Here is a 19784-nt window from a genome sequence, read left to right on the forward strand (position 1 = left end):
AGGATTTGCAATGAGTAAGCACAATGAGAACAATCATCATGAGCATGGACACGATCACTCCCATCACGAACATTCTTCAGATGAAAATTCCTTGAAGGATCCTGTTTGTGGGATGACGGTCACTTCTCAGTCTAAGCATAGTTACTCGCTTAAGAATATTGCGTATTACTTTTGCAGCAATGGTTGTAAAGAAAAATTTATTGGAGCGCCCAGCAGGTATCTAGATGGGGGGCTACAGGACTCAGAGTCTTCTGCTTCGGTGGCTGGCACAATTTATACCTGCCCCATGCATCCGCAAATTCGACAAGATCATCCTGGTAATTGCCCAATTTGTGGGATGAGTTTAGAGCCTCTGCTGCCTGAATTAGAGGAAGAAGAAAATCCAGAATTAGTTGATTTTCAAAGGCGATTTTGGTGGACACTGCCTTTGACGACAGTGGTGACTGTCCTTGCGATGTTTGGTCATAAATTAAATCTACTAGAGCCTCAAACCCAAACCTGGGTTGAATTGTTCCTATCCTTACCAATTGTTTTATGGGCAGGATGGCCGTTTTTTCATCGTGGCTGGCAATCCATAGCCAATCGTAGTCCAAATATGTGGACTTTGATTGGACTGGGAACAGGTGCTGCATTTTTTTATAGCGTTGTTGCTACGGTAGCTCCACAAGTATTTCCTGCTTCCTTTATGTCTATGGGCAGGATTGGTGTGTATTTTGAGGCAGCCGCCGTCATTATTTCATTGACTCTGCTTGGTCAGGTGTTGGAACTAAAGGCACGCTCACAAACTTCTGCGGCAATTAAATCCTTGTTGGGCTTAGCGCCCAAAACAGCCAGAAGAATTAAGGCAGATGGATCCGAGGAAGACATCCCCTTATCAAATGTGCATATTGAAGACTTATTGAGGGTGCGCCCAGGTGAAAAAGTGCCTGTTGATGGCGTCATTGTTGAAGGCTCTAGTGCGCTTGATGAATCCATGCTTACCGGAGAGCCATTGCCAGTTACTAAGCGTATCGGTGATCGTGTGATTGGAGCAACGATGAATACCAATGGCGCATTGATTATTAAGGCCGAGCGTGTTGGTTCATCAACCATGCTGGCTCAAATTGTGCAAATGGTAGCTCAAGCCCAACGCTCCAGAGCGCCAATGCAGCGAATGGCAGATATTGTTGCGGGATATTTTGTAGTAACGGTTGTAGCTATATCTTTGCTGACTTTTTTCATTTGGGGGGTCTTTGGTCCCGAACCAAGTTGGGTTTTTGGCTTAATTAATGCGGTCTCTGTATTAATTATTGCGTGTCCTTGCGCCCTAGGTCTTGCTACACCAATGTCGATTATGGTGGCTACTGGTAAGGGGGCGACAAAAGGAATTTTGTTCCGTGATGCTGCGGCCATTGAAAATCTTCGTAAGGTGAACACCCTCATTATTGATAAAACAGGCACCTTAACAGAGGGTAAGCCAATTTTTGATAGAGTCATTGCCGCCCCCAGCTTTGATGGCAATGAGGTCTTAAGGCTTGCGGCAAGCCTTGATCAGGGTAGTGAGCATCCTCTTGCCGATGCGATTGTTCGTGCTGCAAGAGATGGTAATTTGCCCCTGGAGAAACCTGAAAACTTTGAATCTAGTTCAGGAATTGGAGTTCAAGGTAGCGTTGGCTTGTTTCATTTGGCGTTGGGTAATACTGCATTGATGGATAAGCTGGGAGTTTCTGTTGATATTTTGAAAGCCCAAGCAGAGGAGCTCCGCTCTGAAGGCGCTAGCGTGATGCATTTAGCTATCAACGGAAAGCTTGCTGGACTTTTAGCTGTCTCTGATCCTATTAAGGCTACTACGCCAGAGGCTTTGCAAACCTTAAAAGAGGCGGGATTGCGAATTGTGATGGCAACTGGAGATGGATTAACAACTGCTAAATCTGTTGGCAAGCGCCTTGGGATTGAAGAGGTCTATGGAGAGGTTAAGCCAGCAGATAAGCTCGAATTGGTAACTCGACTACAAAATGAAGGTCGGATTGTTGCAATGGCAGGTGATGGCATCAATGATGCTCCGGCTTTAGCAAAAGCCAATGTTGGTATTGCTATGGGCACCGGTACTGACGTTGCTATGAATAGCGCCCAAATTACTTTAGTTAAAGGTGATCTCAGGGGTATTGCGATTGCTAAGTCGCTTTCAGACGATACGGTAGGCAATATGAAGCAAAACCTAGTGTTTGCGTTTCTTTATAACGCACTGGGCATTCCTATTGCTGCTGGTCTCTTATATCCTTTCACTGGATGGTTACTCTCACCATTAATTGCTGCACTTGCCATGAGCTTGAGCTCAGCCTCGGTCATTACAAATGCGTTACGTTTAAGGAGAAATTAATCATGGAAAAGTCATTTCATCCATTCTCTGAGTTATTCCTTCAATTAGGACTACCTTCTGATGGTAATAGTATTAAGGCATTCATTGATCGGCATGCTCCTTTAGATGAAGCGATTGAATTAGCGGATGCACCATTGTGGACACCATCTCAAGCAAGGCTTCTTCGTGATGAGTTGCTTTTAGATGCTGATTGGGCCGAGATTGTGGATCAGTTAAATAAAGCCTTACGTTAAGCAGGTCGCTCAGTTTTGGGTGAGAGTTAGCGTACTCAGATTATTGAATTGATGGTCTGCTTTGGGTCGGAGTCTGCCTACCAGATATCCACACATGAAATGTCGGTTTACTCGACAAATTTTCCGATCGACCTTCCTGAAATCTGAAGTTAAGCTACAAGTGTCTCGAAACACGACACTTGAGTGCAAAATCTAAACCAGCTTTTCTTCAAATCTAGTGCATCCCAGTCTGCTGATGTAATTCACCTCCACCGAGGTTTAGTAAGTCTCTTTAAGCGATCAGGCAGCAATCAATGGCAATGCCGCTTTAGGTTGCCCAATTGTCAGTGGCACTCCATGAGCACTGGCCAGGCGGATCTTGAGGAGGCCAAGCATACCTCTATAGCACTCTATGAGCAGACCATGGCTAAGATAAGCCAGGAATTAAGCCTCAAATCCAAGTCATTTAAGCAGTTGGCAGAAGAAGACCTCGTGATGATGGATATTGCCAATAAAGAAGGTAATGGCAAAGCCATCTTTAAGGATTACAAGTTTGTCCTCAATAAATACCTCATCCCGTTTTTTGGAAAATTTCAGCTAAAGGAAATTACTCTCGAGCTGGTTAAGGATTTTGAATCTTGGCGCTTATCCCAGATGGGTAGAGATCCCCAAGCGAGTACCAAACGCACCCATGCTACGACCTATAACCGGATAGTCACTTTAGCTAGAGAGCAAAACCTGATTGCCGATACTTATCGGGTGCCATTACTAGATCCCCATGGCTCCCCCAGTCAAGCAAGACCCGCATTTAGTAAGGAAGAGACCGCTCAATTATTGGCCTATATGCCTAGCTGGGAAAAGGTCGGCAGATCATCCCGCACCAAGGAGATGAGATGGCTATGTCGTTCCTATGTAGAGTTCTTGCTTTACACAGGTGCTAGGCCCGGAACCGAGCTAAAGCCCATGCGCTGGAAGCATCTGCAATGGCATTGGATTGGCGATCAACGCTATCTCAAGGTTTGGCTTTCCGGTAAGACAGGACCAAGGTATTTAATTGCTAAACATTTGGTAGTGGATTGCTTGGAAAGATTAATTGCTTGGCACCAATTGCCATATAAAGATCTCGATGCCGTTATAGAGGCTAGGTTGGATCGTCTGATATTTACTTTCCCAAGAGGGGTTCAGCCTTATAACTTTAATCCTCAGTTTGAGAACTTATTAAAGGAATGCAATTTGCTGAAAGATGTAGCAGGGCGGAATCGCAGTCTTTATAGTCTGCGCCATACATACGCCACATTTGCACTGGCTGAAGGTATAGATATCCACACCCTAGCTAGGCAAATGGGTACTTCGACATTAATGATTGAGCGTCATTACTCAAAACTCACCCCAATGATGGCAGCTGCGAAGTTAGCTTAGTATTTTTGGTAACCAATAAATTACAGCTAAAGATCAATTCGTTTTGAAACATTAACGCTGAGTAGTTGCGTAAGAAGTAACCGTAATTCACTCTCCAAGACAGTTTTTATTTCGCCGCTAGCCATCGCTTGCATAGTGGTAATAATAGTGTCGTGAGGATGGGGGTCACGTCTGGCTAAATGGTAAAACCCTTTATAGGCATTGAAATATGCATGGGAAGCATCGTACAAAAAACTATCCATACAGCCTAATTCGTCCAGGGCATCATTGGCTATAAAAATGCGTTCATAAGAATCATGATCATCTATCCAAAAAAGACTAAGATTTTTATCGCCAAAATATGCCATAAGAAAATCAAATACCTTTGGGAAGCTTAGAACAACGACATCTTTTGGCTTTTTGAATTCATTGTTTAAATACGAGTTTGCAGCTAACACTAGGTGAACCTGACTCTCAATTGACTTGATAGGTCTTGATATTCCAGCTACATAAGCTGCTCTACTTGAATTCGATAAACCTTTAAAGTGTTCTGCATCTGGTAGGTTTTCTTGATGATCAAAAACAAAAAAAGCTCTTGGGTATCGCATTGTCAATCCTTTATCTTTTACGAATGCGGCTAATAATTTGTAAAAACTCCACCAACTCCCCATAAGAGAAGTGGCCGCCTTGGATTTCTTCAAGCATGAGTTTTGCCATCATGAGTAGCTCAATAGAGTTGGTGGGTCTTTGCAAGGGCTCAAGCGTAAAAGTATTTGGAATAATTAAATTCCAACAGATGCGATTAAGGTCCTGGTATTTAGATCCAGCGATTTGCAAGATGTTTGGCGCCAGCTTTAAGGTAGTAAAAACATAGAAAGTCTCGCTATCATCAATTTGCTGTTGCCATTCCTCTTCAAATTGCACCTTATTTACGATCTTTCTGGTGGAGACGGCATGGTTTTTAGCAAGCACAAAGGCGCTAATGCCTTCGTCCCCGCTTACCAATTCAGCAAGCGCCTGCACAGTGATTTCCATCAGCAGTTCAACAGATTTGCGCTTATTCATCTTCAAACTGCCGCTCACGAATAGATTGAGTTATTTCGATATCAGTGAGAATCGTCCTGGCTGATCCGTTTCCAGCATTGACAACACCTGCAATGGCTTGATCTGGTGGTGGCGTTTTGCCAGAGGCTGAGTAGATTGATTTGATCTTGCTGACCCAGGCAGAGGTTGGAGCAGAATTCATATCCAATACGATCGATCGGTTAATAACCCCGGGATCTACCTTATTAAGATGATTTGTTGTAAGGACAAAAACTACATGGGTGTAGTTCATGATGGCCTTGAGCGATGCATGGGCTGCTGCGGTGAGGTTATCTACTTCATCCAAAATCACATAATGTAAGCAACTGGGGTTAAAGCTCATGGTCATGACATGACTTTGAATCTGTCCGATTAAAGTAGCGCCGTTTTGCCCTTGAGCGCAAGAGTAAAAATCAATATTGGGCTGCGTGGAGTCAATAATTGAGCCCACAGGAATTGATTGCAATACAGGGGTAGTTTTAACTGTCTCTAGCCAGCCAGGCAATAGTTTGGCCATGGTAGTTTTGCCAGAGCCATATACGCCATACAGCAGTAGTGCCGATACTCCGTTGCCGGGAAACTTCACTGTGCCATCCAAAACGGCTTCTAGCTTAGCCCTTGTGTGGGGCATTAATACAAAGTCATCAGGTGATGACGGGGTTGAGATATTGAGTGCCATAGTTCCTCCTAGTTAGTTATGGCTTCACTCATTTCTTATCCGTATTGGCTTACCGCTTTGTAAAACAACGCAGTTATGCGCCTACCGCTTGTTTTATTGCACTATCGCGAGATTGATCATCATTGGCTGCTTTAGTGGCTGGAGCTTTCTCTTGTTGCTCCTTGGCTACCGAGTGTGCCAAACTAGCCAGTACAGCGGTAATTGCTGTACCGTTTTGTACTAGTCTGCGAATAGCAAAACTACCATCAGCTTCTCTGGTCGAAAGCAGAATCAATGACCCGTTGTACTCGGATGCTTGAAACTGACCTGCCAATGTATCGCTATGAAAAGAGGCTAAGATTCGACCTTCCATTGCAACGCGGCCAACTGCCGCCTTATCCTTGGCCGTTTTATGGTTGGGTGATCGCTCGCGTCGAACTTCTTCTACCCCACCTTTATCCCTGAAAAACTGTGGGATTTCCATGCTAGGTGTCTTTGACTCTGCTGCCGCTCGTAGCGCAAGGGCGTAAGAACTAACGCGACGGCGATCTTCTTTTCCAAAGACACATTGCACTACCTTTGTCATCAGGTGTGTGTTGTCTTTAAAGTCCCAACCTTGCTGCTTACAAAACTCTAAAAACCCTTTTTTTACAGCCATAGCTTCCGACTTAATGCTATTCATGCTTTGAAACAAGATGTAACAACTTTGCAAGATGCCATAAAGGCGCTCATTGCTTCGAGTGAGATCTTGTGTTTGCCAAGCCTTTCGCTCAGCAATCAAGTTGTTTACTACGGCCCCTACAGATAATTGCGAATCTTGACTGATTTTTTCAACCAGATTCGTAACAACCTGCCCATCTACTTTCTCAGTTACTTCAGCTATTTGGTCCATAAGACCTCCTTAATAAAAATCTAACATTTACCTTTACCAATGTGGCAAAGGGCGAATGTCGGGAAACCCGACAGTGGATAAGAAATGAGTGAATTGTTAAAGAGCGGTAATGCCAATGGAGAGAAATGTAAGTCGAAAATAAGCGTTTTTTTGTCGATGAAAAAAACTAAAATCTCTTGACGCAAAATAGGGATTTTTCTTATACATGTTTAATATGGGTAGAATGATTTATTGTTATAAAAATAGTTGACAAAAAATGAGATGTTTTTTGGAAAATCTAGTACAACCCAAAAGAAAATGAAACGAAAACTCAAACTTCTTGAGCATCGCCGCTTAGAGGGTGCTCGCCTTTTAATGAAGGGGGTAGCTAAAGCAGAAGTTGCCCGGCAATTAGGGGTGAGCCGTCAAAGTGTGCAGAACTGGGCTATTCGATTAACAGTTAAAAGAAAAACCGATATGGGCGGCACTATAACCGCTAGCTTTCAGCAAGAAGAAAAAGAGTTCTTAAGTAATAAGAAGATCTATAAAACGAGCTATAACGATTTGCGCTGTCAGCAGTTAGGTAGACCTAAGAAGCTGACAAATAATGAAGTGCAAAAATTAAAACGGGCTTTAAAGGCTGGCGCTAAAGCGGCGGGGCATTTAACGGATAAATGGACGCTCTCAAAAATTCAGACATTAATTGAGAAAGAGTATTTGGCAGGTGAAACTGTTAGCCGTACCTATGTATTGCAACTATTGCGTGATCTAGGTTTTAGCTGCGAGAAGCCTGAACTCGATGATGAGCTCCCATTGCGTAAATGGGAGCGCTTGGGTTGGATAGAGAGTTAACTGAATTTATATAAGTTCTACGGCCTGTCTCTTTTGCTCATCATTAACATCGATGTACCGCTGAGTTACAGCAATTGATCTATGACCTGCTAAAGAGGCTAAGATTCGTACACCAATGCCTTTATTAGCCAAAGTTGTTATGAAAAACTTTCTTCCTGAGTGGCTGCTCCCGCCACTAATGCCCACATTCTTATAAAGCTGATGAAACCAAACGCATAAGCCATTGGGACTAAAGCGTAAGCGGTGATCAGTATGAAAGAAGGGGATATCAGCACCTTTAGCATGTCTTGTTGTTAAGTAGTTGGCCAACTCTGTTTGTAGTCGCTGAGATACAAATACGGTTCTAGGGTGCTTACCTTTGGTTTGCGCTGCCGATAAGCGGATTTCATTCTTAATGGAGCCATCTGGATTTACTACATCACCCATAGTGAGTGATGCGATTTCGGCAACCCTTAGGCCACCTAAGAAACTGGTAAGAATGATTGCTCTATCGCGTAGAGCATACTTTTTGGTACTAACGTAGTCTAGAACTTGATCAAGTTCTGCTTGAGATAAGGTTTTTGCTTGTGCCATTTGGTTTTCCTGTCATAAATAAAATGTGCGTTTTAAGTATGTTTCCTTAACGGGAAAAGGTCGACCTCAGTTTGTTTGCTAAGTGTCGTGTAACAGGACAAAAAGTCCTTCCAAGAATCAATGACTTACAAATCGGGTTAAGAATATAGTTATATTCTTAACCCGTATTTGCTTATAAGTATTTAGCAATCTTCATTAAGATCTGTCGTCTTTAGACGACGACCTTAGCTAATGCTTCAAATCACTGGATAGCGTACTTTTGTAAGTTCTCAAGTGCTTGCTTATATCCCCCGGAAAATACGCCGTTTGTAGACGGTTTTTGAGGGGTGTTTAGCTCGGATTGTGTAGTGGCTATCAGCGCAGGAGTTGGTTTCCCGGGAACTCTAGCAATACAGCTACGTAGGGGCAGTTCCCAGTAATCATTTATTCCGTGCTCTGAATCTTTAATTTCAATATAAATTCTGCTGTAGTTCATATCCAAAGACGCATAGCCTTCAACTGCGCTTTTGATCCCAGCTTCATAGCGATATATCCAGCTCATTAAAACCCCGTCTTCATTTGTAGGGATGTTCTTGAGGCGATTGGCCATTTCCACATGCACTGGACTCTTTGGAAAGTGAAACCAAGCTTCAACTTCCTCAAAATCTGCTAAATACTTGGCATAAGGACTGGGGATCTCCAATGTGCCGTTGTAGATGGCTTTGCGATATTGACCTTTGCCAAAAGTTGTTCCGTACATCTTGTTTTCCCATAAGCGGGCTGTGATTTCTTTCATTTTTAATCTCCTTGAATGTTGAAAGGAGTCGCGGTGTTGCTTGAGATGCAAGGAGTAGCAGAGACAAAAGATAGTTGCTGTTGCTTGAGTTGCTGTTCAGAGCTACTCATTCGTCCCAAATACAGCAACTAACTGCATCTCTTACTGCAACTTATTTCTTAATCGCATCTCAATGCAACTCATTACGCGACTCGTAAATATTTAGCCCTTGTTAATAAAAACCGTATTTTTTCTATCCAAAATGAGCCGATTTGCTCGTGATCTAAAAAGAGGTCGACCAAAGCGCCGTATCGAAAACACACTTAATGAGCCCGTTAACTACACAGGAGAATTAAATGAGTCAATTAAGTCATCTCAAGCTAGTCGCAGTCAAAAAGCCCCGTAATATGCCGGCAATCGTTATACGTAGAAATAAATTGGGATCAAAACTCTGGGAGCAGATCCAGCTAGCTAAAAGTCAGTTAGAAGGAACACCGTTTGTAGTTATGAAATACAAAACAGTGAAAGATCGTGAAACAGGACTACGCAAACAAGTAGAAGTGCCCAAGCGCATTAAGCCATGGTGGTTTCAGAGTGAAGAAGGTAAAGTCTGCGTCTCTGTGAAATATGGCAGTTGCACTTTGGAGTTAGCCAAAGGCAAGCCTAGCGTTGAAGTAGCTAGTGGTGAGGCTTTAATTAAAGCCTTGGAATCTATTAAAGCAGCAGTAGAAGCAGGGGAGCTCGATCAGCAGATTGAATCTGCAAGCTCCAGTTTAAGAAGTGGGTTTAAACGTTAATTAAATGGGGTGCCCAGCATACCCCGGTATTCCATCAGGATTTACCCTGCAGGGGCTTACCAACGTCATAAGCCTGCGTTAAAGTTTTCAATAACTATTAAAAACTATAAGGGGTTTTCCATGGGCTTTTGGGGATGGGTTGGACTTGTCTTTTTTACTATTGTTGGTTGGAATCTCATTCAATGGGGAATTCAAGCTAATGAAGAAGCAAAAGCAGAGCAGGAGGCTGAGGCACATCGAAAGAAAAAGTACGACGAAGAGGAGGCGTATAGGGATGAAATACGTTCAGCACGAAAACTTGCAATTGAAGTTTGGGAAAAGTTGCGTTCAGAGTATATGGCGGCCCTGGAGGATGAGGATCAGTTAAAAGCATTAGCTAGTGGCAGACGTTTTTATGAGGCAAATAGGCGATATCAAAATTTAAGCTATCAGGATCAAATCATCGCCGATGAAATTAGCATTAAAAATGAGTTGGCAAATAAAAGGGCAAATCCAATTAAGAAGCTGGAATATGAGCCATTGGATCCCAATTACACGAGCCCTTTATAAAACAGCTAAATATCTATATGAAAAGATATAAGGCAACAGTTAATGCAGCAGGGATGTGGGTGGAAACGATCCTTTACGCTCAAAACCAAGCTCAAGCATATAAGTTATTTCAAGCCATCTTTGGACCAAGCAATGTGCCGCACCAGCCATTGCAAATTGGATAACTATGAGATTCGATGAAATATCACCACAAAAGCCATTAAGCCCTGAGCAGGCAAGATTGAAATCTATGAAAGATCGGGTCAAACAAGGCCAGGAAGCGATCAAGGCAGAGCGAGCTAGGCAGAAGATTAAGGCGGGACAAGAGGCACTCATAAAAGCAAGGCAGGTTTAAAGATGTCATGCGATTTAATTTAAAACTTTCTTACATAATATTTTTGATAGAGGTTACAAGTGGCTAATTGCTCAAACTGCGGCAGATATATGGATGGCTTTGGGGGGATATGTGGCGTCTGCAAAGATAACGCAAAGATTCAACAAAATCAGTCGGACATGCAGCGCCAACTTGAGGTGAGTGCAAGAGAGGCTCAATGGGCTGCAGAAGAGTCAATAAATGCTACTAGGGCGGCTGCATTATTGGCTCGCGCTAGCCATGAAGAGTCAATGAAGGCTGAATCTGATCGCCTAGAAGAGCTTCAAAAGCAAACTCAAATCTTATTAGAGGGTCAGATTGCTAATGAAGAGGCATATCAGCGCGGCTTTGATTTAGAGGATGAAAACCTTGATCTTTTGCTCACGGAGGATGGAAGGGTTTATTGGGAAATATATGCCCCTTATTTAGTTGCTAGACTTAATGTGGCCTACGAGAAGGGTACTCAAGATCGGCTGGATAAAGAGTTTGGATCTAATTTCCCAGGTTTGGAATACATGAAGCAAGAGGCATTTGGGCATGGCTATGCTGGAAGCAGAAACTGCAGCATTGTTTATTTGCACCAACTGCCTCATATCTATCCGGCTAAATTGAACATCTTATCGGAAACAGAGCTAAATCAAACCACCAACCAAGAAACTGGACATATCGAGTGGGAGTGGATGCCAACTTATGCGAGTGAGGAGTTAAATGATGCTTATGATGCTGGCGTGCAAAAATACCTAGACGAACAAAATACTGCTGAATTAGTGGCTGAGAGGCTTGAGAAAAATAAAGCAGAATTAGGCAGGGCTGAAGAGTCGGCTAAGGAGCAGGCGGAAGCAGACTTATTAAGACAGAAAAGCGATAAGGCAGGTCAGAAAAAGAAGCTTTATGTTGTATTCGCAACGCTAGTTGTTGGGTTGATTTGTTTGTTTGGCTATTGGAAGTACGATGAATCAAAGACCTCTTACTTGGTATTGCGTGATGCAATACAAAAGGAGGGTTGGAAGCCTTTGGTGAGACCGCCGGTAGTTAAAGATTGGAAGCACGAATTTCCAGAGGTTCAATCTTGTTATGAAGGCTATTGTTATGCTGAATTTATAAATAAATCTAACTCCAATAAGGTGCGCGGTATTTATTTTGAATATTGTGGACATCCATATGGCGGCAAATGCACATTTTTAAATCCAGAGGGATTTATGCGTGTATCAAGCGATGAAATGCTTAGCAGGAAGAAATCAAATGAACACTACGAAATGATTCGAAAACATTATGAGGATTATTAAGTGGAGGCTATTGTGCTTTGAATTATTTTGGGTGGGTATTATCTGGCGATGAGTACTAGGCTCATTGGTGGTATCGATATTCCTGAGTCTTTCCACCATATCCATAGCCAGCAGCTCTAACATCTTGTACGTAGATATAGCTCTCTTCATGAAGATTGCCTAGGATACGTTCAAAACCCTCAAATGCTTCCTTGATGTACTGAGCCTTCTCATCTTTGGTATTGGTCTCATCGGTAATCTTGATGTCAAAGTAAAAACTATTCTTGCCTTGTTCGCTTAATAGCTTGCCACCCACAAACCAGCAATCCAAATCTATATATTCAATCGCGATAGCAGTAACCTCTTTTTTCTTGCCTAGAATGCGGTGGGTAAGCTCTAGTAGTAGTTCATTGATGGCTTTGGTAGTGTCGATACTCTTTTGTCCGCTGACTTTTACGTTCAAGATTGGCATGTAATTCTCCTTTGTTAATTCATTAAAATAAGTTAGCTATGCAACTATTAGGGAAATAAAAAAAGTCCCTATTACTTCAGGGCAGAGCTAATACTTCTAAGTTGTCCGACAACATCTTCAAAGTGTCCAGTTCCTAACGTTTTCTTCAAGCGCTTGGTTGCGGCACCACTTGCTGCGTTAATGGCTTCTTTCATCTCCACAGCCTTTTTGGTCGGATGAATCTCTTGTTCACGACCATCCTTCTCAGAAGCAACCCGCTTAATCAAGCCTAATTTCTCCAAGCCATCTAAACCTCTAGTAGCAGTGGGGCGACTGATATTCATCTCCCTAGCCAGCTCACTTTGTAATAGTGGAGCCTTATCTAGAACGACTCTAAGCATGAAGGCTTGAGAGGGGGTAAGGCCAAATGGCTTAAATGTATTAGTCCACTCCCGCTCTAGCTGGCGAGCTAGGCTGGTGGTATTGAAATAGAGGCATTGTTCAAACATGGAAGGAGTGTAATCGATATTGGTTAGCTATGCAACTATATCTGTCAAAGTGTCGGGAAAAGTGACGCATGAATGTCGGTTAGCCCGACAAAATATCTCCTTAAAGTCGGGAAATAGCGCACTTGGATCAATGGTGATCTTGAAGTAGGATTGTCATAAATCCCTAAATATCCTAATTTGACCCGTCCTTTGTCCAAGAATGTAACTACTGCCGATTTCATTAGACGTGCCCGTGAGGTTCATGGTGATAAGTACGACTATTCAAAGACCGTCTACATAGCAGCAATTAAAAATGTCACGATCATTTGCCCTATTCACGGGGAGTTCGAGCAAAGACCAGCCAATCACAATATTGGACGAGGTTGTCGCGCCTGCGGTGGCAGTAAGCCTTTAAGTATCACGAACTTTGTTATTCGGGCGCAAGCTAAGCATCACAATCGATATGACTATGCTTTAGTGGATTTTAAGAGCGTTGAAGACAAGGTAAGGATTATTTGCCCAGAGCATGGAATCTTTAGCCAAAGGGTAATGACGCATTTGAAGGGGTTTAATTGCCCTAGCTGTGGTCGAGAATCTACAGCTCAAAAACTCAGTCACTCATTAGAACGTTTTTTACAAGACGCCAAAAGTATGCATGGCGATCGATATGACTACTCAGAGGTTGATTACGCAAATGCCTTAAGCAAGGTAAAAATTATTTGTCGCGAGCATGGCCCATTTGTTCAATTACCTGCAGCCCATATTCGCGGGATTAATTGCTCAAAATGCAGCGATATTGTCGGCGCTGATAAACGTAGGCTAACTACAGAAGACTTCGTTGAGGCGGCTTGGTTGACCCATGGGGATAGATATGACTATTCAAAAGTCAAATATGTATCAGCCAGGGATAGGGTGGAGATTATCTGCTCAGAGCATGGATCATTTTGGCAGTCACCAATCAATCACTCAAGAGGGTCGGGTTGCCCTGGTTGCGCCGTTTCTGGATTTGATCAAACTAAACCTGCCACGCTTTACTACCTTGCTTTGTTGACGGATGACAATGAGACTTTATATAAGATAGGTATTACCAATCTCTCGGTTCACAAGAGGTTTCCAAATGCCGATCTTGAAAGAATTAGAACTCTTAAGACATGGCAATTTGATCATGGGGTAGATGCTGCTAGTGAGGAAATAAGGATTCTTCGGGAATTTGAGGATGATCAATATATAGGGCCTGATGTCCTGGTTGGAGCTGGAAATACTGAACTCTTTGTTAGGGACGTGCTGGGCCTAGAAAATGAAGTGGGACTGAAATATTTCAAGCAATGGTCTCAAGAGTCTTTTGATCTGGATGATTAGGTCTGGGCTAGGATATAAGCGTCTGGAAACACGACAATTTCCAATTAATTGCTTAAAATTCACTTATGAATGAATACTCTGGAATAGGCTTTTTCTTGTTTGGGATCTTCTGTGCTTACTGGGCGCAGACAACCAAACGTAATGCTTGGCTTTGGTTCTTTATGGGATTCCTCTTTGCCCCAATTACAGGGCTAGTTCTGCTTTATAAGAATTCAGTTAAATCTATTTAAGTGGAAATTTATGCCATTGCCTATTGAGCAAAGAACGAAATTTTTTGTTTTTGTTATTGAGTCACCATCAGCTCCTGATCTTTATCACAGAAGAAGTGAAGGAGATGTAATAAGCCAGGCTGTATCACTAAATGGTATTCATTGTGTGGTTAAAACGGCCATATCCCTCGAGGCATTTAACGCATGCCTTAAAGTTGGCATATCCGAGGAAATGCAAAAGTTCCCTGGGTTTATGCCGCTATTGCATATAAGTGCTCATGGGAATAGTGAAGGGATTCAGCTATCGGACGGATACATGATGACCTGGGTGAAGCTTAAAGAATATCTAAAGCCAATTAATCAAGCGCTTGGCGGCTCATTAATAGTATGTATGTCTAGCTGCGAAGGATATTCGGGAATAAGAATGGTAATGGATAAGAATGCAATTGATCATCCTTACTTTGCCTTAATTGGATGTAGTGAAAAGCCAACCTGGGGTGAGACTGCCGTAGCTTATGCAACTTTTTATCATCAACTAGCCAGAGGTGAGTTTATTCATGATGCGGCTGAGGCTATGAGAGTTGCCTCTGGAAATAAACATTTCTTTTTGGAGCATTCAGAAAATACACACAAAACGTTTGTTGAGTTTCTGAATAACCGAGAATCTCAGGAGGCGATAGAGAATCTTGAGAAAATTGTTGAGAATGAAAGTCCTGAGAGCAAGACTTTACTAAAGAACTTGTTAAGTTCAAGTGCAAAGATTTTGTAGGAATAAAGGTCTAAACCAAGGAGTTCTAAATGGCGCTTCCCCCAATTCTTGATGATCTGATACGTTACTGTCAGGTTAAGGGCTGCCCAATGGAGAAAGTTTCTGAATTTGTAGATCAGTGGGAAAGTAGTGATGATCCAGGTTCTTTAGTGACCATCCCAATTCCTTGCCCAGAGTGTTTTATGAAGAATGCTCACGAATCAAAAGGGCTTTATCAGCTGGGGCTGGATGAATCTGAGCAGCAATATATGAAATGCCATACCTGCAAAGTAAAAATCCCTATAACCGATGAAGATGATGTTTAGTTGCTCAGTCTCAAGCCAGCGCCTAACATCCTCACCCATCTCGGTCTAATAGATCTCCTATTGTTCCCCGCAGTCACTACATTTCGCCAGCCTATAAAGACAAAACCCCCACTATTGCTAGTGAGGGTTTCTTGATACTGGTGGGTCGGGCGAGATTCGAACTCGCGACCAACGGATTAAAAGTCCGCTGCTCTACCGACTGAGCTACCGACCCAGTAAGACAGAAATTATAGCAAGAACTTGGTTTGACTCGCCTTACTTTGCTGGGTTTTCCCTCTGCGCCTTGTAATTACTAGAGCGCTAAGCGTTTGCTCGTCTGGCAACGGGTGGATTTTTGGAGAAATAGTCCTTAATTCCTCTCAAAATCGCTTCGGCAATTTGATCTTGGTAGGCGTCGTCATTGAGCCGTGCTTCTTCCTGGGGATTGCTGATAAAAGCGGTTTCTACAAGGATAGACGGGATATCAGGGGCTTTGAGAACTGCAAAGCTCGCTTGCTCCACTTTTCCTTTATGCAAAGGTGCAAATCCACTTATTCGCTTCAGAATCGATGTGCCCACTTGCAGTGAGTCCTTAATCTGGGCGGTTGTAGACATATCCAGCAGTAGATTGGCTACTTGCTTATCTTGAGTCTTGATGTTGATGCCACCGATGAGGTCCGAGGCATTTTCTTTGTTGGCCATCCAGCGTGCCATAGTGCTACTGGCACCCATTTGAGATAAGGCAAAAACTGAAGCGCCTTTGGCTCGCGGTTCAATAAATGCGTCTGCATGAATAGAGACAAATAAATCCGCTTCCACTCGACGCGCTTTTTGAACTCGGGTATGAAGAGGCACAAAGTAATCACCATCTCTTGTGAGAAATGGGCGCATGTAGGGATCATTCTCAATTTTGTCGCGTAAGCGCTTAGCAATCGAGAGTACAACATGCTTTTCTTTGGATCCCATGGCTCCAATAGCGCCTGGATCTTCGCCACCATGACCGGCATCGATTGCAATGGTAATAAGGCGTTTGTATTTAGCTTGCGCTGGAAGTTCTTTTACATCTGGAATCGCTTGGACTACTGGGGCTTTGGGGGCTTCTTTTTCTTTCTTGCTTGCGAACTGTGCAATTAAGTCAATTTCTTCATTCGCTTTTTCTAGAGCACTTTCTTTGCGGGCGCTACTTTTGACCAACTCCATCAAAGGATCTGGTGGTGTCGCTGGGTAGAGATCTAGCACCATGCGATATTGGTATTCCGCAATTGGATCGAGCGTGAATAGCTGAGGCTTAACAGGCTCTTTAAGATCAAAGACCAGGCGCACCATACCGGGTTGAAATTGCCCCACTCGAATTTGCGAAACGTAGGGATCATTTGGCTTTACTTTGGCCACTAAATCTTTCAGGGTGGAATTCAATTCCATGCCTTGAACATCGACCACCAAGCGATCGGGGTTTGTGAGGAGTTGTTGGGTAATGGGGAGTGCTTTATCAGACTCAAGCGTAATACGTGTGTAATCTTCCGCCGGCCAAATACGTACTCCCAAGATCTTGGCGCCCCAGGCAATCTCTGCTTCACTGAAGAAGAGGATGAAGCCCAACATCTTTGCTGAGGTTTTGAGGTGTTTTCTTCTGGAGGAATTAATAGGGGGCTTACTCATTTCTATTGGGCACGCATCTTTTCCATAACCGCGATTCCCTGGCCTGAGTTTGCCTTGAGCGTAATCATTCTGGCGTTGTCATCATCGCCAGCAATGAGATGAATTTCAATATCAAATGCGGGTAGGGTACCCTCAGCTTTTGCTGGCCACTCCACTAAGCAGAACCCAGGCTCATCAAAATGCTCTGCGAAGCCTGCCTCTTGCCACTCCAGTGGATCTCTCATGCGATAGAGGTCAAAGTGATGGGCTGTAATGCTTGCTAGATGTGAGTCGCTGCTATTGATTTGAATGGAGTAGGGCTCGCATAGGGTATAGGTGGGACTCTTGACCCGGCCTTCATATCCTAGGGCCTGTATTAGATGACGAGCGAAGGTAGTCTTGCCGGCTCCAAGATCGCCTTCTAGGGAGATGTTGAGGTGAGCGCTTTGATCTGCTTGAAAAACATGACTAAGGCTGAAGGCAAGCTTTTGTGCCAAAGCAGTCGTTTCTGCTTCTTGCCTACAATGTTGAGTAAATGAATTCTGAGCCATTTGCCTAGTTTATTCAATTATTAAGCTACATTCTGTATTCCTAATGACTTCTTCCACAATACTGAACTCTGTAGATCAGTCTAATCTTCGTGAATGGCTAGATGAGCAGTCTCGTCAATTGGGTTTTGATGGCCTACGTATTACCGATACCCATCTTGGATCGGCTACTGAGAGGCTTCATGAGTGGTTAGAGCAGGGTCGCCATGGTCAAATGGAATACATGGCCAGGTATGCCAATTTGCGCTCAGATCCTGGAATGTTAGTCCCAGGGACCGTCAGAGTCATTTGCGTCACTATGAATTACTTATCTCCCGCAATTGATTTTGATCATGAGTGGCAACGATTAGCGGTACCAACTCAAGCAGTTGTGTCTTTGTATGCCCGCGGGCGCGATTATCACAAAGTCATGCGCAACCGTTTGCAGGAGTTCGCTCAGCTCATTGAAAAGCGGATTGGAGCATTTGGCTACCGTGTATTTACGGATTCTGCGCCATTGATGGAGGTGGAGCTCGCCCGCAAGGCTGGATTAGGTTGGCGTGGGAAGCATACTTTGCTGCTGAATCGAGAATCTGGATCGACATTTTTCTTGGGTGAGATCTTGGTGGATGTGCCATTGCCAGTAGACCAAGAACAAGAATCGCATTGCGGTACTTGCCAAGCTTGTATTGATGTTTGTCCTACTCAAGCTATTACCGACCCATATCAATTGGATGCTCGTCGTTGCATCTCCTACTTAACTATTGAAAATCCGGATGCCATTCCAGTTGAGTTTCGTAGGGCCATGGGTAATCGTGTTTATGGATGCGATGACTGTCAGTTGATTTGTCCTTGGAATAAATTTGCGCAACGCACGGCCTTGCCAGATTTTGCTGAGCGTCACGGTCTTGGTAGAGCTAGCCTCTTGCAACTCTGGTCTTGGACTGAGGATGAGTTTGAAAAGCGTCATGAGGGCAGTGCAATTCGCCGTATTGGCTACTCTCGCTGGCGCAGAAACTTGGCGGTAGCAATGGGCAATGCCCTAGCAGATAGGGCTGTGCCTGAAGCAGACAAAGGCTTACTGCGGGATGCTTTGAGTGATGCTTTACCCATTTCAGATGCCTTAGTGGCTGAGCATATTCAGTGGGCGCTGGACTCTTAAACCTGCTTTACAAATCTGATCCTCATCTCACTTACAATCATTCAATGTCATCAGCCGATCAACCCTATATAGATCCCAGCGAAATTGCTCTAGAGGGATCGGCAGCGCAGCGTTTTAAAAATCGTAGCGATGCTTTTTGGTCGGGTATGAGAGATGCTGCAGGTGCTCCTGCCATGGTTTTATTCGCAGGCATGGTGGGCTTTGGGGCGATGGGTAAAAGCAATGGCATGGATGCTTTGTTTACGGGCGCAACAACTTTATTTATGTTTGCGTTGCCTGGGCAGGTTGTGTTGCTAGAGATGGTGATTACTGGCTCTTCCGTCATCGCTATTGCTTTAGCTGTCACATTGACCTCTACTCGTTTCATTACCATGACGATGACACTTTTTCCGCAGTTTCATGAAAAAGATCGGGATCGTGGGCTCTATGCCTCAGTGCATCTCTTAGCAATGACCGCATGGGCTATCTCGATGCGAGAGTTTCAGACAATTGAGGCAAAGCATCGTTTAAGTTACTTCGTCGGTCTTGGTCTTTTGTGCTGGTTCATTTCAGTACCAGGCACAATTTTAGGATATTTATTGGCTGGAATGGTTCCGCCTGCGATCACCCTAGGCCTTGTCTTTATTAACCCCCTATTCTTTTTACTGACGTTTACCGAGGTAAAGCCTTGGATTAATCGTATTGCGATTGGCTTAGGATTTATTCTTGGCCCCATTTTCTTTATCTTGGACCGCGATACCAGTTTGTTGACTACTGGGTTGGTGGCAGGAACCATTGCTTATTACATTGATCGCAAAGTGTTGCGTAAGAAAGCAGGGGTAATCAGTTGATCAATGCCAGTCTCCAAGGGTGGGGCTTGTGGATTGCCTTAGCTGGCGCCACAATCGGCACCTATTTTTGTCGCGCAATCGGCGTCTTGCTCGCCAAAAAAATTAACCAAGATAGCGAGATCTTTCGTTGGCTTGCGGCAGTAACTTATGCGATGGTTGCGGCCTTGGTTGTCAGAATGATCTTGATGCCGATTGGCCTCTTGGCAACTGTCCCGGTATGGATTCGGATTCTGATTTGTGTTCTCAGTATTGGTGTGATGGTGTCTAGGCCAACACGCCGCCTTGTTCCAGCCTTAATGACTGGAACCCTCTTGATGCTAGCTTACGGCGTGATGCGCTAACCC

General features: G+C 43.7%; 26 protein-coding genes and 1 tRNA gene. 16 read left to right on the plus strand and 11 right to left on the minus strand.

Features of this window, described 5'->3' with window-relative positions; translation table 11 throughout:
- Positions 1 to 10: 10 nt before the first annotated feature.
- The 3 genes from ICN42_RS05105 (at position 11) to ICN42_RS05115 (ending at position 3990) form a co-directional block, all read left to right on the plus strand.
- Positions 11 to 2359 carry a heavy metal translocating P-type ATPase gene (locus ICN42_RS05105; protein WP_216251784.1) on the plus strand — a complete coding sequence of 783 codons (2349 nt, stop codon included), beginning with the start codon at positions 11 to 13 and terminating at the stop codon, positions 2357 to 2359.
- A gap of 2 nt (positions 2360 to 2361) precedes the next feature.
- The gene (locus tag ICN42_RS05110; protein WP_015421810.1) at positions 2362 to 2592 is read left to right on the plus strand and encodes a DUF2789 family protein; all 231 of its coding nucleotides are present in this window, start codon (positions 2362 to 2364) and stop codon (positions 2590 to 2592) included.
- 336 nt (positions 2593 to 2928) lie between these two features.
- Positions 2929 to 3990, plus strand: coding sequence for an integrase (locus ICN42_RS05115; protein WP_216251787.1), 1062 nt, complete (start codon positions 2929 to 2931; stop codon positions 3988 to 3990).
- Between the two features lie 26 nt (positions 3991 to 4016).
- Here ICN42_RS05115 and ICN42_RS05120 read toward each other — a convergent pair whose 3' ends face one another.
- The 4 genes from ICN42_RS05120 to ICN42_RS05135 all read right to left on the minus strand — a co-directional run bounded on the left by ICN42_RS05120 (position 4017) and on the right by ICN42_RS05135 (position 6602).
- On the minus strand, positions 4017 to 4577 hold the full coding sequence (locus ICN42_RS05120) for a hypothetical protein (protein WP_216251790.1): 561 nt from the start codon (positions 4575 to 4577) through the stop codon (positions 4017 to 4019).
- Positions 4578 to 4587: 10 nt separating this feature from the next.
- Positions 4588 to 5034, minus strand: coding sequence for a hypothetical protein (locus tag ICN42_RS05125; RefSeq protein ID WP_216251793.1), 447 nt, complete (start codon positions 5032 to 5034; stop codon positions 4588 to 4590).
- Positions 5027 to 5731, minus strand: a complete 705-nt coding sequence (locus tag ICN42_RS05130) for an AAA family ATPase (protein ID WP_216251796.1) — start codon at positions 5729 to 5731, stop codon at positions 5027 to 5029. The genes ICN42_RS05125 and ICN42_RS05130 overlap by 8 nt, the downstream gene beginning before the upstream one ends.
- A 73-nt stretch (positions 5732 to 5804) precedes the next feature.
- On the minus strand, positions 5805 to 6602 hold the full coding sequence (locus tag ICN42_RS05135; RefSeq protein WP_216251798.1) for a hypothetical protein: 798 nt from the start codon (positions 6600 to 6602) through the stop codon (positions 5805 to 5807).
- Between the two features lie 297 nt (positions 6603 to 6899).
- On the opposite strand from ICN42_RS05135, the gene ICN42_RS05140 reads away from it, so the two are divergent.
- The gene (locus ICN42_RS05140; RefSeq protein WP_216251801.1) at positions 6900 to 7433 is read left to right on the plus strand and encodes a hypothetical protein; all 534 of its coding nucleotides are present in this window, start codon (positions 6900 to 6902) and stop codon (positions 7431 to 7433) included.
- Between the two features lie 6 nt (positions 7434 to 7439).
- Here ICN42_RS05140 and ICN42_RS05145 read toward each other — a convergent pair whose 3' ends face one another.
- Both ICN42_RS05145 and ICN42_RS05150 read right to left on the minus strand, forming a co-directional pair.
- The gene (locus ICN42_RS05145) at positions 7440 to 8006 is read right to left on the minus strand and encodes a site-specific integrase (protein ID WP_216251816.1); all 567 of its coding nucleotides are present in this window, start codon (positions 8004 to 8006) and stop codon (positions 7440 to 7442) included.
- Positions 8007 to 8247: 241 nt separating this feature from the next.
- Positions 8248 to 8781: a hypothetical protein gene (locus ICN42_RS05150; RefSeq protein ID WP_216251819.1), complete on the minus strand. Its 534-nt coding sequence runs from the start codon at positions 8779 to 8781 to the stop codon at positions 8248 to 8250.
- A 335-nt stretch (positions 8782 to 9116) separates the two neighbouring features.
- Between ICN42_RS05150 and ICN42_RS05155 the strand changes: the two genes are divergently transcribed.
- From ICN42_RS05155 to ICN42_RS05175, 5 genes are all read left to right on the plus strand, one after another.
- Positions 9117 to 9557: a DUF6641 family protein gene (locus tag ICN42_RS05155; protein ID WP_216251820.1), complete on the plus strand. Its 441-nt coding sequence runs from the start codon at positions 9117 to 9119 to the stop codon at positions 9555 to 9557.
- Between the two features lie 120 nt (positions 9558 to 9677).
- A complete protein-coding gene (locus tag ICN42_RS05160) occupies positions 9678 to 10106 on the plus strand; it encodes a hypothetical protein (RefSeq protein ID WP_216251824.1) in 429 nt (142 codons plus the stop codon).
- A gap of 17 nt (positions 10107 to 10123) precedes the next feature.
- Entirely contained in the window at positions 10124 to 10270 is a 147-nt protein-coding gene (locus ICN42_RS05165) for a hypothetical protein (protein ID WP_216251828.1), read from the plus strand.
- Positions 10271 to 10272: 2 nt separating this feature from the next.
- Positions 10273 to 10440: a hypothetical protein gene (locus ICN42_RS05170; RefSeq protein ID WP_216251831.1), complete on the plus strand. Its 168-nt coding sequence runs from the start codon at positions 10273 to 10275 to the stop codon at positions 10438 to 10440.
- A gap of 59 nt (positions 10441 to 10499) precedes the next feature.
- Positions 10500 to 11744, plus strand: a complete 1245-nt coding sequence (locus ICN42_RS05175; RefSeq protein ID WP_216251848.1) for a hypothetical protein — start codon at positions 10500 to 10502, stop codon at positions 11742 to 11744.
- 61 nt (positions 11745 to 11805) lie between these two features.
- Here ICN42_RS05175 and ICN42_RS05180 read toward each other — a convergent pair whose 3' ends face one another.
- Entirely contained in the window at positions 11806 to 12195 is a 390-nt protein-coding gene (locus tag ICN42_RS05180) for a 4-oxalocrotonate tautomerase family protein (RefSeq protein WP_216251850.1), read from the minus strand.
- Between the two features lie 71 nt (positions 12196 to 12266).
- Positions 12267 to 12683: a MarR family winged helix-turn-helix transcriptional regulator gene (locus tag ICN42_RS05185; RefSeq protein ID WP_216251853.1), complete on the minus strand. Its 417-nt coding sequence runs from the start codon at positions 12681 to 12683 to the stop codon at positions 12267 to 12269.
- Between the two features lie 189 nt (positions 12684 to 12872).
- On the opposite strand from ICN42_RS05185, the gene ICN42_RS05190 reads away from it, so the two are divergent.
- The 4 genes from ICN42_RS05190 to ICN42_RS05205 all read left to right on the plus strand — a co-directional run bounded on the left by ICN42_RS05190 (position 12873) and on the right by ICN42_RS05205 (position 15304).
- A complete protein-coding gene (locus tag ICN42_RS05190) occupies positions 12873 to 14021 on the plus strand; it encodes a hypothetical protein (protein WP_216251856.1) in 1149 nt (382 codons plus the stop codon).
- Positions 14022 to 14086: 65 nt separating this feature from the next.
- Positions 14087 to 14251: a hypothetical protein gene (locus ICN42_RS05195; RefSeq protein ID WP_216251859.1), complete on the plus strand. Its 165-nt coding sequence runs from the start codon at positions 14087 to 14089 to the stop codon at positions 14249 to 14251.
- Between the two features lie 10 nt (positions 14252 to 14261).
- Positions 14262 to 14999, plus strand: a complete 738-nt coding sequence (locus tag ICN42_RS05200) for a hypothetical protein (protein ID WP_216251862.1) — start codon at positions 14262 to 14264, stop codon at positions 14997 to 14999.
- A 29-nt stretch (positions 15000 to 15028) separates the two neighbouring features.
- Complete coding sequence (locus ICN42_RS05205) at positions 15029 to 15304, plus strand: hypothetical protein (RefSeq protein ID WP_216251865.1); 276 nt, start codon at positions 15029 to 15031, stop codon at positions 15302 to 15304.
- Positions 15305 to 15442: 138 nt separating this feature from the next.
- On the opposite strand, the gene ICN42_RS05210 is transcribed toward ICN42_RS05205, so the two are convergent.
- The 3 genes from ICN42_RS05210 to tsaE all read right to left on the minus strand — a co-directional run bounded on the left by ICN42_RS05210 (position 15443) and on the right by tsaE (position 17472).
- Positions 15443 to 15518: transfer RNA gene (locus ICN42_RS05210), tRNA-Lys, on the minus strand.
- Between the two features lie 86 nt (positions 15519 to 15604).
- Positions 15605 to 16942: an N-acetylmuramoyl-L-alanine amidase gene (locus ICN42_RS05215; protein WP_216251867.1), complete on the minus strand. Its 1338-nt coding sequence runs from the start codon at positions 16940 to 16942 to the stop codon at positions 15605 to 15607.
- Positions 16943 to 16944: 2 nt separating this feature from the next.
- Positions 16945 to 17472, minus strand: coding sequence for a tRNA (adenosine(37)-N6)-threonylcarbamoyltransferase complex ATPase subunit type 1 TsaE (tsaE, locus tag ICN42_RS05220; RefSeq protein ID WP_216251884.1), 528 nt, complete (start codon positions 17470 to 17472; stop codon positions 16945 to 16947).
- Positions 17473 to 17515: 43 nt separating this feature from the next.
- Between tsaE and queG the strand changes: the two genes are divergently transcribed.
- Genes queG through ICN42_RS05235 form a run of 3 tightly spaced genes read left to right on the plus strand, consistent with a single transcriptional unit; the run spans position 17516 to position 19781 of the window.
- Complete coding sequence (gene queG, locus ICN42_RS05225; protein WP_216251896.1) at positions 17516 to 18610, plus strand: tRNA epoxyqueuosine(34) reductase QueG; 1095 nt, start codon at positions 17516 to 17518, stop codon at positions 18608 to 18610.
- A 44-nt stretch (positions 18611 to 18654) separates the two neighbouring features.
- Positions 18655 to 19440 (plus strand): AzlC family ABC transporter permease, encoded by a 786-nt coding sequence (locus tag ICN42_RS05230; protein WP_216251901.1) that lies wholly within the window; start codon positions 18655 to 18657, stop codon positions 19438 to 19440.
- 26 nt (positions 19441 to 19466) lie between these two features.
- Positions 19467 to 19781: an AzlD domain-containing protein gene (locus ICN42_RS05235; protein ID WP_255539245.1), complete on the plus strand. Its 315-nt coding sequence runs from the start codon at positions 19467 to 19469 to the stop codon at positions 19779 to 19781.
- Positions 19782 to 19784: the final 3 nt, after the last annotated feature.

This window comes from Polynucleobacter sp. 71A-WALBACH (assembly GCF_018882365.1).
Classification (GTDB): Bacteria; Pseudomonadota; Gammaproteobacteria; order Burkholderiales; family Burkholderiaceae; genus Polynucleobacter.

Excerpts from the sequence above, each read along its gene's own strand:
- ICN42_RS05105 (WP_216251784.1), top strand. The coding sequence starts at position 11 with ATGAGTAAGCACAATGAGAACAATCATCATGAGCATGGACACGATCAC.
- ICN42_RS05110 (WP_015421810.1), top strand. The coding sequence starts at position 2,362 with ATGGAAAAGTCATTTCATCCATTCTCTGAGTTATTCCTTCAATTAGGA.
- ICN42_RS05115 (WP_216251787.1), top strand. The coding sequence starts at position 2,929 with ATGAGCACTGGCCAGGCGGATCTTGAGGAGGCCAAGCATACCTCTATA.
- ICN42_RS05120 (WP_216251790.1), bottom strand. The coding sequence starts at position 4,577 with ATGCGATACCCAAGAGCTTTTTTTGTTTTTGATCATCAAGAAAACCTA.
- ICN42_RS05125 (WP_216251793.1), bottom strand. The coding sequence starts at position 5,034 with ATGAATAAGCGCAAATCTGTTGAACTGCTGATGGAAATCACTGTGCAG.
- ICN42_RS05130 (WP_216251796.1), bottom strand. The coding sequence starts at position 5,731 with ATGGCACTCAATATCTCAACCCCGTCATCACCTGATGACTTTGTATTA.
- ICN42_RS05135 (WP_216251798.1), bottom strand. The coding sequence starts at position 6,602 with ATGGACCAAATAGCTGAAGTAACTGAGAAAGTAGATGGGCAGGTTGTT.
- ICN42_RS05140 (WP_216251801.1), top strand. The coding sequence starts at position 6,900 with ATGAAACGAAAACTCAAACTTCTTGAGCATCGCCGCTTAGAGGGTGCT.
- ICN42_RS05145 (WP_216251816.1), bottom strand. The coding sequence starts at position 8,006 with ATGGCACAAGCAAAAACCTTATCTCAAGCAGAACTTGATCAAGTTCTA.
- ICN42_RS05150 (WP_216251819.1), bottom strand. The coding sequence starts at position 8,781 with ATGAAAGAAATCACAGCCCGCTTATGGGAAAACAAGATGTACGGAACA.
- ICN42_RS05155 (WP_216251820.1), top strand. The coding sequence starts at position 9,117 with ATGAGTCAATTAAGTCATCTCAAGCTAGTCGCAGTCAAAAAGCCCCGT.
- ICN42_RS05160 (WP_216251824.1), top strand. The coding sequence starts at position 9,678 with ATGGGCTTTTGGGGATGGGTTGGACTTGTCTTTTTTACTATTGTTGGT.
- ICN42_RS05165 (WP_216251828.1), top strand. The coding sequence starts at position 10,124 with ATGAAAAGATATAAGGCAACAGTTAATGCAGCAGGGATGTGGGTGGAA.
- ICN42_RS05170 (WP_216251831.1), top strand. The coding sequence starts at position 10,273 with ATGAGATTCGATGAAATATCACCACAAAAGCCATTAAGCCCTGAGCAG.
- ICN42_RS05180 (WP_216251850.1), bottom strand. The coding sequence starts at position 12,195 with ATGCCAATCTTGAACGTAAAAGTCAGCGGACAAAAGAGTATCGACACT.
- ICN42_RS05185 (WP_216251853.1), bottom strand. The coding sequence starts at position 12,683 with ATGTTTGAACAATGCCTCTATTTCAATACCACCAGCCTAGCTCGCCAG.
- ICN42_RS05195 (WP_216251859.1), top strand. The coding sequence starts at position 14,087 with ATGAATGAATACTCTGGAATAGGCTTTTTCTTGTTTGGGATCTTCTGT.
- ICN42_RS05200 (WP_216251862.1), top strand. The coding sequence starts at position 14,262 with ATGCCATTGCCTATTGAGCAAAGAACGAAATTTTTTGTTTTTGTTATT.
- ICN42_RS05205 (WP_216251865.1), top strand. The coding sequence starts at position 15,029 with ATGGCGCTTCCCCCAATTCTTGATGATCTGATACGTTACTGTCAGGTT.
- ICN42_RS05215 (WP_216251867.1), bottom strand. The coding sequence starts at position 16,942 with ATGAGTAAGCCCCCTATTAATTCCTCCAGAAGAAAACACCTCAAAACC.
- tsaE (WP_216251884.1), bottom strand. The coding sequence starts at position 17,472 with ATGGCTCAGAATTCATTTACTCAACATTGTAGGCAAGAAGCAGAAACG.
- queG (WP_216251896.1), top strand. The coding sequence starts at position 17,516 with ATGACTTCTTCCACAATACTGAACTCTGTAGATCAGTCTAATCTTCGT.
- ICN42_RS05230 (WP_216251901.1), top strand. The coding sequence starts at position 18,655 with ATGTCATCAGCCGATCAACCCTATATAGATCCCAGCGAAATTGCTCTA.